15 protein-coding genes are annotated in these 18,064 nt (G+C 39.1%); 6 read left to right on the top strand and 9 right to left on the bottom strand.

Annotated elements, in window-relative coordinates:
- Nucleotides 1–31: 31 nt before the first annotated feature.
- The 6 genes from BIZ36_RS05700 (at nt 32) to BIZ36_RS05675 (ending at nt 6,931) form a co-directional block, all read left to right on the top strand.
- Complete coding sequence (locus BIZ36_RS05700) at nt 32–1,201, top strand: glycosyltransferase family 4 protein (protein WP_187456903.1); 1,170 nt, start codon at nt 32–34, stop codon at nt 1,199–1,201.
- 109 nt (nt 1,202–1,310) lie between these two features.
- Nucleotides 1,311–1,922, top strand: coding sequence for a sugar transferase (locus BIZ36_RS05695; RefSeq protein WP_187456902.1), 612 nt, complete (start codon nt 1,311–1,313; stop codon nt 1,920–1,922).
- A complete protein-coding gene (locus BIZ36_RS05690; protein WP_187456901.1) occupies nt 1,919–2,941 on the top strand; it encodes a glycosyltransferase in 1,023 nt (340 codons plus the stop codon). Before BIZ36_RS05695 ends, BIZ36_RS05690 begins: the two co-directional genes overlap by 4 nt.
- Entirely contained in the window at nt 2,938–3,906 is a 969-nt protein-coding gene (locus tag BIZ36_RS05685) for an ATP-grasp domain-containing protein (protein WP_187456900.1), read from the top strand. Before BIZ36_RS05690 ends, BIZ36_RS05685 begins: the two co-directional genes overlap by 4 nt.
- Nucleotides 3,890–4,549 (top strand): HAD family hydrolase, encoded by a 660-nt coding sequence (locus BIZ36_RS05680; protein WP_187456899.1) that lies wholly within the window; start codon nt 3,890–3,892, stop codon nt 4,547–4,549. The genes BIZ36_RS05685 and BIZ36_RS05680 overlap by 17 nt, the downstream gene beginning before the upstream one ends.
- A 336-nt stretch (nt 4,550–4,885) precedes the next feature.
- Entirely contained in the window at nt 4,886–6,931 is a 2,046-nt protein-coding gene (locus tag BIZ36_RS05675; RefSeq protein WP_187456898.1) for an HAD-IA family hydrolase, read from the top strand.
- 8 nt (nt 6,932–6,939) lie between these two features.
- On the opposite strand, the gene BIZ36_RS05670 is transcribed toward BIZ36_RS05675, so the two are convergent.
- From BIZ36_RS05670 to BIZ36_RS05630, 9 genes are all read right to left on the bottom strand, one after another.
- Nucleotides 6,940–8,118: an OmpA family protein gene (locus BIZ36_RS05670; RefSeq protein WP_187456897.1), complete on the bottom strand. Its 1,179-nt coding sequence runs from the start codon at nt 8,116–8,118 to the stop codon at nt 6,940–6,942.
- A gap of 108 nt (nt 8,119–8,226) precedes the next feature.
- Entirely contained in the window at nt 8,227–8,739 is a 513-nt protein-coding gene (locus BIZ36_RS05665) for a hypothetical protein (protein WP_187456896.1), read from the bottom strand.
- Nucleotides 8,696–9,841, bottom strand: coding sequence for an N-acetyl-alpha-D-glucosaminyl L-malate synthase BshA (gene bshA, locus BIZ36_RS05660; RefSeq protein ID WP_187456895.1), 1,146 nt, complete (start codon nt 9,839–9,841; stop codon nt 8,696–8,698). Before bshA ends, BIZ36_RS05665 begins: the two co-directional genes overlap by 44 nt.
- A gap of 93 nt (nt 9,842–9,934) precedes the next feature.
- Nucleotides 9,935–12,778 (bottom strand): serine hydrolase domain-containing protein, encoded by a 2,844-nt coding sequence (locus BIZ36_RS05655; protein WP_222937278.1) that lies wholly within the window; start codon nt 12,776–12,778, stop codon nt 9,935–9,937.
- Nucleotides 12,779–12,957: 179 nt separating this feature from the next.
- The gene (locus tag BIZ36_RS05650) at nt 12,958–13,440 is read right to left on the bottom strand and encodes an ABC transporter ATPase (RefSeq protein ID WP_187456893.1); all 483 of its coding nucleotides are present in this window, start codon (nt 13,438–13,440) and stop codon (nt 12,958–12,960) included.
- 21 nt (nt 13,441–13,461) lie between these two features.
- Complete coding sequence (locus BIZ36_RS05645) at nt 13,462–14,241, bottom strand: (Fe-S)-binding protein (protein ID WP_187456892.1); 780 nt, start codon at nt 14,239–14,241, stop codon at nt 13,462–13,464.
- 10 nt (nt 14,242–14,251) lie between these two features.
- Nucleotides 14,252–15,574: a 4Fe-4S dicluster domain-containing protein gene (locus BIZ36_RS05640; RefSeq protein WP_187456891.1), complete on the bottom strand. Its 1,323-nt coding sequence runs from the start codon at nt 15,572–15,574 to the stop codon at nt 14,252–14,254.
- Nucleotides 15,575–15,577: 3 nt separating this feature from the next.
- Nucleotides 15,578–16,549 (bottom strand): MlaD family protein, encoded by a 972-nt coding sequence (locus BIZ36_RS05635; protein ID WP_187456890.1) that lies wholly within the window; start codon nt 16,547–16,549, stop codon nt 15,578–15,580.
- A 100-nt stretch (nt 16,550–16,649) separates the two neighbouring features.
- Entirely contained in the window at nt 16,650–18,020 is a 1,371-nt protein-coding gene (locus BIZ36_RS05630; RefSeq protein WP_222937277.1) for an N-acetylmuramoyl-L-alanine amidase family protein, read from the bottom strand.
- Nucleotides 18,021–18,064: the final 44 nt, after the last annotated feature.

Genomic DNA, 18,064 nt, shown 5'->3' with positions numbered 1-18,064 from the left:
AAACCCTTTTTTATAGTTCAAGAATTTTTTCATGAAAAAAAAACTATTTCGAATTGCCGCCATACCCGGATCCCTCTCGGTGCTATTAAAGGGGCAATTAGCCTACATGAACCGTCATTTTGAGGTCGTCGCCGTAGCTTCTCCCGGACCACAACACCAAGTTTTGCAACAACAGGAAGGAATTTCAAGTTTGGAAGTCCATATTAATAGAAGAATTAGCCCCTTTAAGGATATTACTTCGCTTTTGACCCTTTACCAACTGTTCAAAAAAGAAAAACCTTTTATTATACACTCCATTACCCCAAAAGCCGGGCTACTTAGTATGCTAGCTGGCTGGCTGGCTGGGGTACCTGTACGCATGCATACCTTTACAGGTTTGGTTTTCCCTACACAAAAAGGCCCCATGAAACAACTGCTTATTTTTCTAGATAAGATCATTTGTCTCTGTGCCACGAATATTTACCCTGAAGGTAAGGGTGTTAAACAAGATTTGATCAATTACGGCATCACCAAGAAAAACTTAAAAATAATAGGTCATGGAAACGTAAACGGTATCGATTTGAATCACTTTGACCCTGAACACTATTCAGATGAAATGAAAAGTAATCTTCGCGAGCAGCTCCATATCAAACCCGATGATTTTGTTTGGCTATTCGTTGGCCGAGTCGCCAAAGATAAGGGAATCTCTGAATTAGTAGGTGCTTTCAAAGAAATACAAAAATATAAAGTGCCCTCAAAGTTATTACTGGTCGGACCTTATGAGAAAGATTTAGACCCAGTAGCGCAGGAAATTGAAAAAGAAATCGAAGAAAATAAGGCTATTATTAGCGTCGGATGGCAAAAAGATGTGCGCCCTTATTTTGCCATAAGCAATGTTTTTGCTTTTCCTAGTTACAGAGAGGGCTTCCCTAACGTTTTATTGCAAGCTGGTGCGATGGGTAAATTCGCCATAGTAACTGACATCAATGGGTCTAATGAAATTATTGCATCTGGGGTAAACGGTACGATTATTCCGCCCCAAGATACGGCCCAGCTCATCAAGGCCATGAACGACTGTCTTTCTAGAAGGGAATTGTTTCAAGGAAACAACTCCCTATACCGTCAAAAAATAGCAGAACGCTATAAAAATGAATTGGTTTGGTCAGAACAACTAAAAGAATATAATCGCTTAGTTTCCCAATATTTAGATAGGCAAAAGTAACCCCAGTATAACAATCGATTTAGTTAATCCAAAAAAACTGATCTTCGTCTAGGTATGGGTATTATTAGAAATAATTATGTTTATTTTGTCCTACCTATGCAAACAGCCCATGTACAAGCATTTTTTTAAGCGAATTTTCGATTTTTTTATCGCCCTTTTTGTCTTGCTGCTGGCTTCGCCCATTATTCTATTGGTCATGCTATTTCTAGGATTCGCCAATAAAGGCAGCATCTTCTTTACCCAACAGCGACCTGGCAAAAATGAAAAGGTCTTTAAGATCTGGAAGTTTAAAACCATGAACGACCAAAAGGATGCAGCGGGCAACCTGCTACCGGATGAAATACGCTTGACAACTGCCGGTAAATTTGTTAGAAAAACATCTTTGGACGAACTTCCCCAACTTTTTAATGTTCTCAAGGGAGATATGAGCCTTATAGGACCACGACCATTATTGGTTTCGTATCTTCCCCTCTATAACGCACACCAAAAGAGAAGGCATGAAGTACGTCCGGGCATCACAGGTTGGGCCCAGGTAAATGGCCGTAATGCCATCTCGTGGGAGAAAAAATTCGAGTATGATGTCTATTATGTAGACCATCGGTCTTTTTTATTGGACCTAAAAATTATCTTTTTGACCATTCAAAAAGTGATTAAAAGTGATGGCATCAGCTCTAGCACAAGTGCAACAATGGAAGTATTTACCGGTACCAAACAACTATGAAATTAAGCGTCATCATCCCTTGTTATAACATGGAACTGTACTTGCAGGAATGCGTAGACAGTTTATTGGACCAAAATCTGAATCCTTCGGAATACGAGATTATCATCGTCAATGACGAATCAAAGGACCGTACCCTTGAAATTGCCAATGAATATGCTACCAAATATGACAATGTTAAGGTAATTGACAAGAAAAATGCTGGTGTTGGTGCCGCTAGAAACTCGGGGTATGACTTGGCGCAAGGGGAGTACATTTATTTTCTGGATCCGGATGACTATTTGGCCCAGAATACGGTTCCGCTTTTGTTGTCAATGATGGATTCCAATTCATTGGACATTCTCAGTTTTAGGACCAAATCAGTCTTTGAGACCAAGTACCCCATTTCAGATTCCAATTTAGAAGAATTACCTAAAACACTAAATGTTACCGATGGGATTACGTATATAGCCCATAAAAAGTATCAAAATGAGATATGGTGGTACATCATCAGAAGAGACTTTATAAAAGCTACAGGCATTAGGTTTATTGAAGGTAAATGGATGGAAGATGCTATTTTGACCGCTGAACTTTTTTGCGAAGCCAAGCGAATGGCTCATATTGACTATGATGTGCACCGATACCGTATTTTACCAACTTCGGCAATGCGTAATAAGAGCAGAGAGCATTACAATAAAGTAATATATGACAACGCTAATGCTGCGCATGTTTATTATGAATTAATGGAAAGTCTTCCAAAAGACCACCCCAATACGCAAGCATGCCTTCAACGACTTAAGACAAGGCAACAGTCATTTGTGTTTTTCCTCTTAGTGCGACTTATGAAATCAGATATTTCGGTAGCGGAAATCCCCAAAATGCTCGATGGGTTTGAAAAAATAGACGCCTATCCCCTTAAGAAATTCTTGGGTTCCGATTACCATGGTTTTAGTTATTCGTTTTTGGTTTTTATCTTTAACCGCAAACCACTGATCAACCCATTTATAAAAATTTTTAGGTCATTTTACAACCTGTTTAAATGAATATTCTTATTTCTTCCGCCGGCAGGCGCGTTTCCCTTGTTAGAGCTTTTCAAAAAGAGCTTAAGAAACTGTTCCCAGATGGGAAGGTATATGCAGCGGATGCCGATCCGGTTCTCTCAGGGGCTTGCCAAATAGCGGACGGGTATTTTAAAGTTCCCTATTTATCGGATTCTAATTATTTTGAGGTTTTAATACAGGAATGTCAAGACAATGATATTCAGTTGATAGTTCCTACCATAGATACTGAACTTCTTATGCTCGCAGAAAACAGAGAGCTGTTGGAAGAAAATGGGATTACCCCCGTTATCGCATCCAAGGAGTTTGTCTCCAAATGCCGTGACAAGAGGGAAATACATAAGTTCTTTGAATCTCATGGAGTATCGGTAGCTAAGGAATTTTCAAAAAAAGAGTATCAACTGCCCCTGTTTATCAAGCCAATTGATGGAAGCAGAAGTGTAGACACTTTTTTAATTAATGATGAAAGTGAATTGACCGATTACCACTTTGAAAACGAAAAATTAATGTTTTTAGAGTATCTGGACCATAATGAATTTAATGAATTTACTTGTGACCTGTACTACGGTAGGGATCATCAACTTAAGTGTGTGGTACCTAGAAAAAGATTAGAGGTTAGAGATGGGGAGGTGTACAAGGCGTTGACTGTTTATAATAAGTTAGTTCCTTATATTCGTGAAAAACTGGCAAAAGTAGAAGGTGCTGTAGGCTGCCTTACAGCCCAATTCTTTTTGCACAATGAAAATGATAAAATTTACGCCATAGAAATCAATCCTAGATTTGGTGGTGGCTACCCCCTCTCCTACTTGTCCGGCGCCAATTATCCTAAATGGATTATTAAAGAATATTTTCTCGGGGAAGCCATTGAAGAATCGTTCGATATTTGGGAAAAAGACCTCTTGATGATTCGCTACGACGATGAAATTTTAGTGCATGGATATAAAGGTTAGTAACAAAACCGTCATTGTTTTTGACTTAGATGACACCTTGTACAATGAAATTAGTTATCTACAATCCGCCTATCAGGTAATAGCAAGACAGCTCAATCCAAACAACTGTGCCGCTCTTTATGCTCAAATGTTCTCTTTATATAGATCTGGAGAGAACGTATTCAAGTTTTTATCAGAACAATTTCACGTAGAAATTCAGGAATTGATATCTATCTATAGAGACCATGTGCCCAACATTGAGCCATTTAAAGGGGTTGGTACCTTATTGAAAACGATTAAAAAAGCCGAAGGAAAAATTGGATTAATTACTGACGGCCGAAGTCGTACCCAACGAAATAAATTAGAAGCGCTGAATATTGTTAAATACTTTGACAAAATTGTTATTTCGGAAGAAATAGGCAGTGAAAAACCAAGCGAAGCCAATTACAAAGCCATTGAGAAGGCATTCCCAGATTGTATTTATTATTACATTGGCGATAATATTAGAAAAGACTTTATTTCTCCTAATAAACTTGGGTGGGAGTCTATTGGTATTATCGATAATGGCCTGAACATACATTTTGATGGCCACAAATACATGAAAGATGCCCATATGCCTAAAATCTTTATGAAATCTGTTGCGGATATTAGGATTGTATCGTAAACAGCACAGGCAATGACCTATTTGCCTTACAACTTTCTGGCTTGAAAACCATGAATTACTTACTACCGGTTGATTGTTTACCGTTTATCGAAAAAATCGCCAATGTTTTCTTAAAAAACATCTAAATAGTGTCATTCATCGTAGATATTTGCAGTTAACCCCCTTAAACGAGCACACGTGTCTACACTAAATACCCCGAAAAAATCAAATTTTAAGATTTGGATCAATGGAATTAAGGAAGAGATTATGCTTTCTTTGCATAGAAACAATCCCGTTCTTTTTCTATTGATTTTTTAGAAATCTTCCACATTATTTTACATTTCTACCCCACCAGATTTGAAAAATTTTAAGAAAAAGATAGAAGGTCTAAAGGACCATAATGTCCTTTTTACAGACTTTTTTGATACGCTTGTTCACCGTAAGGTACATCCAAACTATACCCTAAAAATTTGGGCCAAGTTTATGGTCAGGGAACTAGGGCTTTCCATTTCAGCGGGTCAATTGTTCAACATTCGCTCCAATGCTACCGAATATATTTCCCAAAAGGAACAAAGGAATTATTTGGAAGTTGATTATGACAAAATAGTGAATGAGGTCTTTTTGAGACTACTTCATAGCAATATTCTCCTTGGTTTCAATTTTGAGAAGTTTAAGACTATCTATAGGGAGGCAGATTTACTATCGGAAATAGCCGTACAGTTTACCAACCAAGAACTTATCGCAGAACTATTCCGTTTAAAAAGTGAGGGCTTTTCAATTTATTTGGTCTCAGATTTTTACTTGCCTAGAGAAATTATCTGTAAAATTATAGAGCATCACGGTTTTCTAGACCTCTTTGAAGATGTTTTTGTTTCTTGTAGTGTAAGCGCATCTAAAGAAAATGGAAGTATTTACGATAATGTTCTCCAACGTTTAAAGCTTAGTCCCGATAAAGTTGTCATGGTCGGCGATAATATGCAAAGTGACATTATTAATGCCGAAAAAAGAGGACTAACATCCATTCATCTTAAGCATTACTCCCACAAAATAAGGAACAAACAAAACATTTTAGGAAAAGACCAAGAGAGCTTTATCAAGGCTTGCAAACATGTTGAAAAAGCTTGCTTAAAAAGCAAGTACGCCTTTAGTGAGTATATAACTCATTTCTACTTTTTTACGGAAAGACTATACATCAATGCACGAAAAAATAAAATAAAGGATTTATTCTTTTTAGCTCGTGAAGGCCACTATCTAAAGGAGTTGTTTGACAGATATCAAGTACTTCATCAGTTTCCGCAAGAAAGCAGGATAAATACTCATTATTTAAAAGCTTCAAGACAGTCTGCCACACAATTGGCATTGAAACCTTTGGAAGAGGAAAAGTTCGGACCTTTGATGAAAAAATTTGGGGACATGTCCCTCAGCCATTTCTTAGATTGGTTTCCCTTTTCGGATGAAACCAAAATTAGCATAAAGAATGAGTTAGATTTTCCTGCTGATGAAACATTACCGAAGTTTTTTGATTCGGAAATTATGGCCACCTTAAAGGAAAATGAAACTTTTCAAAAGGCTTATGAAAAAAATCGGGACATACAGAAAGAGGCTTTTATCAATTATCTAGCATCTTTTGGTGTGGATTATGAAAAGGAAGGGCTATTCTTAGTAGATGTAGGCTGGGGAGGTACCATGCAAGAAGCACTCTATAAGTATTTTGACAAAAAGATTCCAGTAACGGGGTACTACGTAGGATTGAAAGAGATTTACAATATTCAAAAAGATACCAAAAGATTTGGTCTTAACTTTTCCGTCTATCCCAATAAAACATCCTCCGACGATATTTTAATGGCCAATGGACAACTTTATGAGCAGTTATTAGCTGCACCTCATGGAAGCACACTTTATTATGACCTCAATCCAGATGCCCCAACCGTTGAACACCATGAGGAAAACGAAAAGTTTGTATATCAAGAGTATATTGCTCCTGTGCAAGAGTTTATGCTTGAACAATTTACCAACCTTTTTACAGCCCTTAGGTGTATAGATTATTCTCAAGACATGGCACAGGACTATATGACCGATATGGCTCTAAGAACAGGTATTTTCTCAACCAAGAAAAAGATTTCTTTTATAAGACAATTATCAAAAGGGTTTTATCAAAATGTAGGAGCCAATACTGTGGGTATCGCTTACGACCCAAAACAACTTAAAACCTCTAAAACTACCTTATTAAAACGGTTTCTAATATCACCAGAAAAAGTTTTTAGGTATTTGGTCAAGGTGAAGCCATTTTTACATAGTAAAGGACTATATTGGGCTTCTAAACCTGTTGATTTGGCCTACTATTATATCAAATTCAACTTTTGGGTCAAAAAGAGGTGGTTCGATAAAGGACTGTTACCTTAAAATACGGCCTAGTATTTTACTATTTTAAACTCGGAGCGTCTATTCACCTTATGCTTGTCTTCCGGACAATAGGTATGGTCGTCGCAATTGTTCAATAATTGGGTTTCCCCAAAAGATTCTCCATGAAGTCTCGCTTCAGAGACTCCTTGTTCCATCAAATATTCAAGGGTTCTGTTTACGCGTCGTTCCGATAGCCATTGGTTGTAAGTCTCGCTTCCCCTAGAATCGGCATGGGAAGAAATTTCCAATTCCAGCTGCGGATATTTTTCCATCATTTCTGCTAACCCCTTTAAAACGGTTTTGGCATTCTTATTTAAGTAGGAGGAGTTTAAATCGAAGTAGGCATTGCCCAGTTCCGCAATTTGTGATTCGATTTCTTTTAGTAGATTTTCCCTCGCAGCTTTTTTAGCTTCCTCTTCAGCTTGTTGCTGTGCAAAGGCCCTTTCCATTTCCAATTTTCTTGCGAGCTCCTTTTCTTTCTCCACCTGGTTCAATGAATCTAGCTGTCGTTGTTTTTCTTTTTCGAGAGCCTCCATTAAGGCCAGTTTTTCTTCTCCTGATTCGTTCAATCCCTTCTCAATACCGAAACGATAGACCACTCCTACCCCATGCTGAAGGTGGTTGGTAGCATTATCATTACTAATCCTCCATTTTCCGGTAGCGTTAAAATCGATTCCAAATTTCTCACTGATCCAAGTTCTAAAACCGATAACAGCATTGTAGGTACCCCTACCAACATTATCTGCCTTAGCGTAGCCTAAGCCTACTCCTACATAGGGATCAAACCAAGAATCCTTTTTAAAAATCTTCATTAAATCATAGGTCACCCTAGAATCTACGGCGTAATAGTCTTTTTCTACAGTATTGATACTCCCTTCTATCAGCTTTCCTTCCTGGTATTTATTGTAAGTAGCAATGGCATCTATCCCGATACCACTTTTAAAATAGCGACCCAAGTTAACACGGGAAGGATAGTACACATAGTTCCATTGAGAATCGACTGCAAAAAGCTCATCGAACATATCCCCAGAATCGTCCACGGCATTAAATCCAATACCCACGTGCCACGAGCGTTCAATAATACTGTCTTTGGAAGTTAATTCAAGATTCGGCTCCAATTCTTGTGAGAAGTTAGACTGCTGCGAAATAAAAAATACCAGAATAGGGAGAATTGCCAAGTTTTTCATGCTCAATACGATTTGGGAATACAACTACAAAAATAAAGCCCATAAGTACAGGGTCTCAAAAAATTACTCAAAAGGCAATTATAATCGTCCTATGGCGCCAAAATTTTGTTAATAGTTATTTTTATGGTCTTTTACACGAATTTCTTTTACGGTTGATGGGAGTACAAAAATACCAAAGGGTAGTATGTTGTGAGTAGTGCTAGAATCGAGTTGTGGAGTTTCTTTCTCTTGCAAAAAAATAATCGACTCTGTTTCTTCAATTATCGACAGACCCAATTTTTCTGTTCGTTCGGTAAACCTAAAAAAATGAACCACCAGCATGTTTTTTGAAAAATCTATCTGCGGCATCGGCAATCCGGGCTTTCTTGTTCTATTGACAGAGGAGAATAATTTGGTCAAGGCTTTTTTATCACGAATGACCATTGTCCTATCAAAAGCGGATGCATCGTGATAATCAACCAATACCCTACTTAAAGCTTTTTCATCCTTATGTGAATCATCATGGACTACAGTACTCTTTTGAGCATTACAGGAAGTTAAGACCAACGCCCAACCGAACAATAAAAGTATTCTAAAACTAGGAATATGTTTTATCAAACCTGCTTTTATACGCCTTTTCATAAAGATTTTCATACAAGGGCAGTATTTTTAGAATATCAAATCGTTCTGCAGATGCTCTTGCGTTGCTTTTAAACTTCTCCAAATTGGTTTCATTGGCCAAAATTTTAAGGGCATTTTTGGCCATTTCATCCACATCTCCTACATCACTCAAATAACCAGTGACTCCTTCAATATTTACTTCAGGTATCCCTCCTGCATTGCTGGAGATTACAGGCACTCTGTTGATCATAGCTTCCAAGGCGGCCAAACCAAAACTTTCTGATTCGGAAGGCAGTAAGAACAAATCCGAAAAGCACAATATTCGGTCAATCTCGTTGCTGTTTCCCAAGAAAATAACTTTATCGGAAATACCCAAAGAATCGCATAAACGCTCAGCCACTTCTTTATGAGGCCCCTCACCTACCATAACGAGCTTAGCGGGAATTTCCTTTTGCACTCTATAAAAGACTTCAATTACGTCTGGAATACGCTTAACCTTTCTAAAATTACTTATGTGAGTAATTATTTTTTCGTGATCATCTGCCATCAATGAACGCTGGCAATCGGTAAATGAATGGCTATATTTCTTTTTATCGATAAAATTGGGAACTACCTGTATCTCTCTACTAATATCAAAAAATTCCAGGGTTCGCTCTTTTAGGTTCTGAGAGACGGACGTAACCACATCAGACTGGTTGATGCTAAACGTAACAGCAGGTTTGTAGAATGGGTGTTTGCCAACCAATGTAATATCCGTACCATGAAGTGTTGTTATCATGGGAACATAAATACCTTCTTCCTCCAGCATTTTCTTGGTCATGTAACCGGCATACGCGTGCGGTATAGCGTAGTGCACGTGAAGCAAATCTATTTTGTGAAGTTTGATGGTATCTACCAGTTTGCTGGATAGTGCCAATTCATAAGGTTGGTAATGGAAAAGCGGATACTCCGGTACGTGAACTTCATGAAAATGAATATTGTTACTTAGCAGACTCAAACGTACGGGCTGCTTGTAGGTTACAAAATGTACTTCGTGACCTCTATCTGCCAAGGCAATTCCCAACTCTGTAGCAACAACACCGCTACCACCAAAGGTAGGATAACAAACAATAGCTATTTTCATTCTTCAAATTTAACTAAAACCTCTATCTCTGTCGGGCTTGCCTCGCTGTAATTTCAAACAGGAATAGTTAAGGTTTAGTTAAGAAGAACACCATTAATTATCCAATGCATCGTAAATTGCCTGCTGAATACGGGTTCGTAGCCCAGATTTTACTAAAAGCGTGTTGGAAGCCGTGGGGTAGGTTCTGTTGGAGAGAAAAACGTAGACCAGCTCTTCTTCTGGGTCGGCCCAAGTATAGGTCCCTGTAAAACCACTATGCCCAAAACTTTTACGTGAAACACAACCACAGGTGGGTCCTTTGTCTTCCAATTGGGGTTTATCAAAGCCCACGCCCCTTCTCACCTTGTTGTCACAGAAATAACAGGTATTGAATTTCTTCACCGTACGATTATCAAAAAAACGAGTCCCACCATAGTAGCCTCCTTGTAAATACATTTGCATGATTTTCGCTACATCCTCGGCATTACTGAAAAGACCTGCATGGCCACCCACGCCTCCTTGCATCGCCGCTCCCATATCATGTACATATCCCTGAACGGTTTCATAACGGTAATATTTATCTTCTTCCGATGGTACAATTCTTTCCTTCGGAAACCTATTTAGAGGATTATAACTGGTACTAAAAGCACCAATAGGTTTATAAAGGAATTCATCCACCAACTTATCCAATGACTCCTTATTTTTATCCTCTATGTACTTTTTCATGACATAATAAGCTACATCGCTATATCGATACCGATTGGATTTTAATTCCTGTCTTCCTATTCGGTCATAAATAGAATCTTTATAAGCATCCGTTAAATAGAGTTTGTCGGTCACCTTTATGGAATACCCATCCATAGGTGCGTCCCTGTAAAACTCTTTGGATGGTTTACGGTTTTTATCCAAAGTATCTACATAAAAGGCTATCCAAGCAGGCAATCTACCGTAGTGACTCAAAGCTTTTAAAACGGTCACATTTTTTAACTCTGAATCTGCATATTCCGGTACTAAATCTTGAAAGGTATTATTGAGGGCAATATCTCCCTCTTCCTCCATTTTCATAATCATGGGAAGCGTCCCCAAAATTTTTGTAATGGAAGCCAAATCATAGATATGGTTGGGGGTTATACTATCCTTGGAATCATAGGTTGGCTTACCAAATCCCTTATTATATACAATCTTGCCATGCCTTGCTACCACTACCTGTGCTCCCGGAAACATTAGGGAATCCAACCCATTTTGAACCAATTGGTCTATTTGGGCCAATTTAGAAGGGTCAAACCCTACCCTTTCAGGAAAACTATATCCTAAGCGGAGTAGGGATTTAAGTTCTATTTGCGAATTAACCGGAAATTCTTTGTGAGCCGATACCGGTAATTTCCCTTTGGCTCCTATGGCACCAAAAATAATCTCCGCGGCCTTTTCTTGGGCAAAATAGCTATTTTGATATGCCATGACCACCCCATCTATTTGGTCAAAGGAAGGTACATCCAATAAAGCATATGGTTTTGCAAAAACAGATAGAATAAGATTAGAGGTTCTCATTGCCGCTAATTCTTGCAGCCAGGATAACTCTTTTTGCGAGAACTTATAGGATTTCCAAGGGCTCTCATTATTTTTATGGAGGCCAACAATCACTAAATTGTAATCCGCCAGTTTCTTTTTTAAGGAGGCAATATCATTCCCTGAAACTTCCGTAACTTCCGCGTACTTGTTTAGGGTATTAAGAAATGGGTCTGCAGAATCATCCCCAAACTTTACATAGGCAATCTTCTTGTTCTCCAAACGCTTGATGCCCATAAGGAAGAAATCATTTTTCAATACCGTAATAGCATTCTCTATTGCTTCTTCATAAAGAATATCATCTTCCAAGGAATTTAAGTCTTTAAAAAGATTTTTAGTTTCCACTGGTTTGTAAGAATGCAGGCCAACTTTGTATTTGGCACTCAATATTTTTTTTACAGAATAAGCCAAGCGTTCTTCCGAAATCCGTCCCTTTTTATAGGCTTTGGTCAATTTCTCTTTTGCTTTCAAAACTTCCGTAGGCATTAACAAAATGTCATTGCCAGCCATAAAAGCGGCCACCTCTGCATCACCATCCTTACCATGCTGCGTAACCCCCTTCATATTAAGGGCATCTGTAAACACCAGACCTTCAAAGCAAAGCTCTTCCTTTAGAACACCACTAATTATTTGTTCCGAAAGCGAGGAGGGCAATCCTTCTTTTATTTCCATAGCGGGAACTTCCAAATGCCCTACCATAACGCTGCTTAGTCCCTCCTCTATTAATCTTCTGTAAGGATAGAGTTCCAAACTATCCAAGCGCTCCCTACTAAAATTGATCATTGGTAAGGCGTGGTGTGAGTCCGTAGCCGTATCCCCATGTCCTGGAAAATGCTTTCCGCTAGAAAGTACTCCTGCACTTTCCATTCCTTTCATAAAGGCAATACCTTTCTCTGCTACGTTCTCTCTATCTTCGCCAAAAGATCTATTACCAATTATGGGATTTTGAGGATTTACATTGATGTCAATATCCGGTGCAAAATTGATGTGCACCCCCAACCTTTTGGCATGCTCCCCTATTCTTTTACCAACGGCGGCCACTATGGTATTGTCCTCGATTGCCCCTAGAGTCATGTTCCAAGGAAATGCATAGGTAGAATCCAAACGCATGGACAGACCCCATTCCGCATCCATTCCAACAAGCAATGGCAGTTTTGAGACGGCTTGGTACTCATTGGTTAATTTGGCTTGCCTCATGGGCCCTCCCGTAGAGAATATGACTCCACCAATTTTCTGGTTTTCAATGAGGGATTTTACCGCATCAGTGGCAGTTTTTGACTGATCCGAAGCCACAATGACCATAAAAAGCTGACCTAGCTTTTCATCCAAGGTCATTTGATTGTACTGCTCATCCACCCAGTTTTTTTGGGCTAAACTATCTTTTGCGACCAAGGGGTTTTTCTGAGCTTGGGCAATACAAAAGGTTATTAATAAAAAGGGGAATAGTATTTTAAATCGCATTGTAAAATGAACCAATCTATGGGAATAACTAAAAACAAATACAAATATTGCATTTCATCGGATATATATAATGAAACCAATACCTAAGAAGATATAAAAATCACCAAGTATTACATGAAACGTGCATGCCAGCTTTCCGAAGCAGGCACCTCCCAATACTCCTCATATTCTTGCTTATTATTCACAAGATTGTTAAAGACAATGGTATTTTTGGAAACTGCTTTTTGTTTGGCCATTTTCTTGAAATCTGCCAAAGGCTTATAAGCAATATACTCGCCTTGTTTATAGGAAACATTCATTTTATCCAAAAGCGCTACCTCATACTTTTTTTCCAATTCTTGTATAAAGTGAACCGAGGCATCTATGGAGCAACCTGAGGCAGAGGCAACGGATTGGTCCAAACCAAGGATTATAAACCTCTTATACTTTATTTCATATCCCGCATGGAGCGAGCTTCCATGGGCTGTCCATTGTTTTACAAAAGCGTCTAAATCTATTTGTATTTGGTCAATTTCCTCATCCGAGAAACTTCTATTGGCTTGGTAAATCCATATTCTAGCTGTTCCAGGAAGGGAATCAAATGCTACTAGCATATATTTTTGGTTATAGGTTCTCTAAGAGTTCGCTAAAAGCTCGGCAACGTCTAAAACCGTTACTTTATCTTCTTTCTCGTGAGCTTTTATTCCATCTGTCATCATGGTATTGCAATACGGGCACCCCGTTGCAATTATATCTGGATTGGTTTCCAGAGCGTCTTGGGTACGCATCACATTAATGTCCATATCCCCTTTTTCCGGCTCCTTAAACATCTGCGCGCCTCCGGCACCACAACATAGGGCCGTTCTTTTGTGCCTTTTCATTTCTACCAAATTGGCATTGGTCTTGGCCAATGCTTCTCTTGGTGCTTCAAAAACAGAATTGGCCCTGCCCAGATAACAAGGGTCATGAAAAGTAATGCGCTTTCCTTTAAATGTTTCACCTTCTATTTGTAAGCGACCGGCATCCATTAGCTCCTTTAAATATTGGGTATGGTGCAGTATTTCGTAATTGCCGCCCAGTTCAGGATACTCATTTTTTATGGTATTAAAAGAATGGGGGTCACACGTAACTATTCGTTTAATTTCATAACCATTGAGTACTTCTATGTTCATCATGGCCTGCATTTGAAACAAAAACTCGTTCCCTGCACGTTTGGCCACATCTCCTGTACAGCTTTCCTCCGTTCCTAAAACGGCGAAATCCACATTGGCCTTGTTCAATAATTTTACGAATGCCCTAGAAATTTTCTTTGCCCTATCATCAAAACTACCGGCAGAACCCACCCAAAACAATATTTCTGGCTGCTTCCCTTCTGCCATAAAGGCTTCCATGGTCTTTACCTTAAGTTCGCTCATCTTCGTTTCTTTATTCGTTCACCCAATTTAAACGGTCCATTTGGTTGTACGGCCAAGGAGCTCCGTTGTTCTCTATATTGGACATCATATTATTCAACTCGGTAGGCGCCGCGGATTGTTCCATAACCAGATACTGCCGCATATCCATAATTATGGACAGTGGGTCTATACTCACGGGGCAAGCTTCTACACATGCATTACACGTAGTACACGCCCACAATTCTTCCCTTGTAATATAATCATCCAGTAATTGCTTTCCATCGTCCTTAAACTCGCCCTTGTTTTGGTCCATATTCTTACCAACCTCTTCCAAACGGTCCCTAGTATCCATCATTATCTTACGAGGCGATAATTTTTTTCCAGTTTGATTGGCAGGACACTCATCTGTACAACGACCACATTCCGTACACGTGTAGGCATTCAATAACTGAACCCAATTGAGGTCCCTAACATCCGATACACCAAATTTATCGGGTTCGGCCGTATCTTCTGCCGGAGCAGCGAAGGGGTCGGCATTGGGATCAAGCATTAATTTAACTTCAGCAGTAACCGCCTCTAAATTCTTGAATTTACCTTTTGGGGTTACCCTACCATAAAAGGTATTTGGGAACGCCAATAAAATATGCAAGTGCTTTGAAAAATATAAGTAATTGAGAAAAAACAAGATACCCACTATATGCATCCACCACGCCGCTCTTTCCAAAACAATTAGAGAAGAGATACTCATTCCTTCCATCAATTGAGCAATAAATTGACTCACCGGAAAAGCGCCGGCCTTAGTATAGTGTTCCGCGCCCAATTGCTGAAGCTGATAATCCGCGGCGTTCATGGTCAAAAACAAAACCATTAGCACCAACTCAATGTACAGAATTAGGTTGCCGTCTTTCTTTGGCCAACCTCTCATTTCCGGCTTTAAAAACCGGCGTAGCTTAATTATATTTCGGCGTACCCAAAAAGCAACTACGGATACAATTACAAGAAATGCCAGAATCTCAAAGGAACCAATCAAAAAGTCATAGACCGCACCTAAGGGCGCAAATACCCTATGTGTACCAAGTAAACCATCGATAATGATTTCAAGTACTTCAATATTAATGATGATAAAACCTACGTAAACGATAATATGAAGTAAACCGGCTACTGGTCTTACCACCATTTTGGACTGCCCCAGAGCAATCCTGGCCATGTTTTTCCAACGTTCCTTCCTATTATCGGAAACATCAACATCTTTACCCAAGTTGATATTTCGCCTTAATCGGCCCACATTTTTTGCGAAATAACCTATGCCGGCTATTAAGACTATTGCAAATAAAACATTTGGTAAATATTCCATCTTTTAATTCAATACATTTGGTCTGGCCGCTGGATCCTCTTCGGGAAGCTCATATTCCTTTTGCTTTTTTCCAAAAACAGAAACATTGACGTAACGTTTAGGATTAAGCCTAAAATCCTGTAGCAAAAGATCTAATTCTCTAGAAGCATTGTTTAGGTTAACGTACAATTCTTCGTCTTTCATCAATTTACCCAAGGTGCCATCTCCCTTTTCTATTCGGGCCATTAAACTATTTAAATTGGCCATAGAAGATTCTAAACTAGCAAGGGTTCTCCCTAGCCCGGCATTGTTCAATGAATCGGATAACTTGGCGAAGTTGGCCGTTAATTCTTCAAAATTTTCAAGAGAAGTACCAAGCTTACCTTCATTATCGCTCAATATCCTATTAAGAACTTGGGCGCTTTGCTGAAAGCTGGCCACTGTGGCATTTAACCCACTTAAAGTTTCGCGTAAATCCTTACGGGCATTATCATCTAGTACGTCATTTACATTTCTTAGCAAGGTGTCCGCATTGGTCATTGCTCCTTCTACCTTTCTTTGCAAAGGTGTCAATTGTTTTTGTACTAATTGGGTAAGACCTGGTTGTGTTAGGCTTGGAAGCGTATCACCGCTTTTGGCCAATTGGGCACCGTCAAAAACCGGTTTGATCTGCACACCTTTACCTCCTATAATACCTGTATCATATAACTCCGCGGGACTTTTACTGGAAAATTCAAAATCACTTTTAACAAATAAGGTAACTAACAGGCTTCCTCCCCTATCCTTAAAACTGATATCCGTAACATTCCCTACCGCAAAGCCGTTTATAGTTACCGGGGTACCTGTCTGTAAGCCACCCACATCTTTATAAATAACGTAAAGTGTTTTGCCATTTTCAAAGAGTGGTGAAGATTTTAAATAGCTAAATCCTAAAATGAACAACAGAATACCGCCAATAACAATAATTCCTGTTTTAATTTCCCTAGATAGTTTCAAATGACTCGATTTTGGGGTTAAAGTGACTACTTAAAATCCTTTCGTCCTTAACAAAATTAGAAATAAATTATGGAAGGTTATGATTTATCTTGTCCTAAACCTATTTGATACTTTCTTTAAAGGGAATCCTTTCACCATTACGATACGCTACTAAGTAAGAAGAAGTATAACCTTTTAGGTCAGCATTGCTTTTCAACATCTTGGCCTCCCTAAGCGACCTTGTACTCCCATAAACATATCTAAACAGGTTTTTGTACGGTTCTTTAGCCACTTGGCTCAAGCCATTAAAAGATTCTGGTCTTAGGGGTAAATTTTTGGCGCTCGCCATGATTTGAACCTTGTAAACAATAATTTCTGCCGTTGTTTTTTCCTCATTGGTAGATGACACAACACCTGTTTTGTCTGTCTCTAACGGTCTTTTTACTGAATTAGTGGCGTTTTGTTGGGCCTCCCTTATAATTTGCGAAGCCTCTTTCTCCTTTTTGGCCACAGAGGAACTATTATTCTCGTTGGCAACAACTAAATTTTCCTCCTTTTTGGAGCTTTCTTTTGGCAAAACCTCTTTTTCAGCCTTCCTCTGCTTAGGTTGTTCAACCACTTTCTCGGGTTGACCAGTCTTAGGCTCAGGGGCAGCTACTACGTTTTCAGCATAATCGGCCATATTCGCTTGAGCATTGTTTTTATAGGCCAATATCGCTTGAGCAATGGCGGTGCCCATTTCTGTTTGCCCGTTTTTGGAATTCAAATAGGCACCTTCCTGTTTGTTCGTAAGAAACCCTGTTTCAACCAGTACACTGGGCATAAAGGTTTGATGCAAAACGATAAAACCCGCCTGCTTTACCTTTCTATCGTTTCTTTTAAGTTTCCCAGAAAAGTTATCCTGCATTGCTTTTGCCAAAGCGATACTATTATCTAAAAACTCCTCCTGCATGATTGTAAGACCTATTACCGATTCTGGGGAGTTGATATCATAGTCCGCATATCTATTTTGGTAATTATCCTCCAAATAAATTACGGAGTTCTCCTTTTTCGCTACCTCAAAATTCTGTTTATTGGCATGAAGCCCTAAGACAAAGGTACCTGCCCCGTTGGCATTGGAATTATGGGAGTCACAATGGACGGAAACAAAGACGTCTGCATTGGCCTTATTGGCAATCTGTCCGCGTACGTACAAATCTACGAACGTATCATCCTTACGGGTGTAAATCACATTTATATCCTTGTTCTTTTCAAGAATGGAGCCCACTTTCAAAACAATTTTTAAGGCAATATCTTTTTCCAAATAACCGTTTCCCAAATTTCCAGGGTCATGACCACCGTGTCCTGCATCCAAAACAACGGTAAATTTGTCGTCATTTTGAAATGTAGACGTACTTTTGCCCCAAAAAACCTGTGGCAACAAAAAAGCGATACAAAGGAGTAGCTGTAATCTCATCAAGTGCGCAGTTACACTGTATTTAGATGCGTTCATTATGGTTAAATTTATGGTAAGGCGCTATCAGCGGAAGAAAAAAT

It is taken from the genome of Cytophaga sp. FL35, assembly GCF_014349235.1.
In the GTDB taxonomy this organism is placed as follows: domain Bacteria; phylum Bacteroidota; class Bacteroidia; order Flavobacteriales; family Flavobacteriaceae; genus Euzebyella.
This window is presented reverse-complemented; position numbering and strand designations above follow the sequence as displayed.

Coding starts and splice junctions, on each gene's coding strand:
- BIZ36_RS05650 (WP_187456893.1), bottom strand. CDS start 13,440: ATGCTAGTAGCATTTGATTCCCTTCCTGGAACAGCTAGAATATGGATT.
- BIZ36_RS05665 (WP_187456896.1), bottom strand. CDS start 8,739: ATGAAAAGGCGTATAAAAGCAGGTTTGATAAAACATATTCCTAGTTTT.
- BIZ36_RS05630 (WP_222937277.1), bottom strand. CDS start 18,020: ATGAACGCATCTAAATACAGTGTAACTGCGCACTTGATGAGATTACAG.
- BIZ36_RS05670 (WP_187456897.1), bottom strand. CDS start 8,118: ATGAAAAACTTGGCAATTCTCCCTATTCTGGTATTTTTTATTTCGCAG.
- BIZ36_RS05640 (WP_187456891.1), bottom strand. CDS start 15,574: ATGGAATATTTACCAAATGTTTTATTTGCAATAGTCTTAATAGCCGGC.
- bshA (WP_187456895.1), bottom strand. CDS start 9,841: ATGAAAATAGCTATTGTTTGTTATCCTACCTTTGGTGGTAGCGGTGTT.
- BIZ36_RS05695 (WP_187456902.1), top strand. CDS start 1,311: ATGTACAAGCATTTTTTTAAGCGAATTTTCGATTTTTTTATCGCCCTT.
- BIZ36_RS05700 (WP_187456903.1), top strand. CDS start 32: ATGAAAAAAAAACTATTTCGAATTGCCGCCATACCCGGATCCCTCTCG.
- BIZ36_RS05680 (WP_187456899.1), top strand. CDS start 3,890: ATGGATATAAAGGTTAGTAACAAAACCGTCATTGTTTTTGACTTAGAT.
- BIZ36_RS05685 (WP_187456900.1), top strand. CDS start 2,938: ATGAATATTCTTATTTCTTCCGCCGGCAGGCGCGTTTCCCTTGTTAGA.
- BIZ36_RS05690 (WP_187456901.1), top strand. CDS start 1,919: ATGAAATTAAGCGTCATCATCCCTTGTTATAACATGGAACTGTACTTG.
- BIZ36_RS05645 (WP_187456892.1), bottom strand. CDS start 14,241: ATGAGCGAACTTAAGGTAAAGACCATGGAAGCCTTTATGGCAGAAGGG.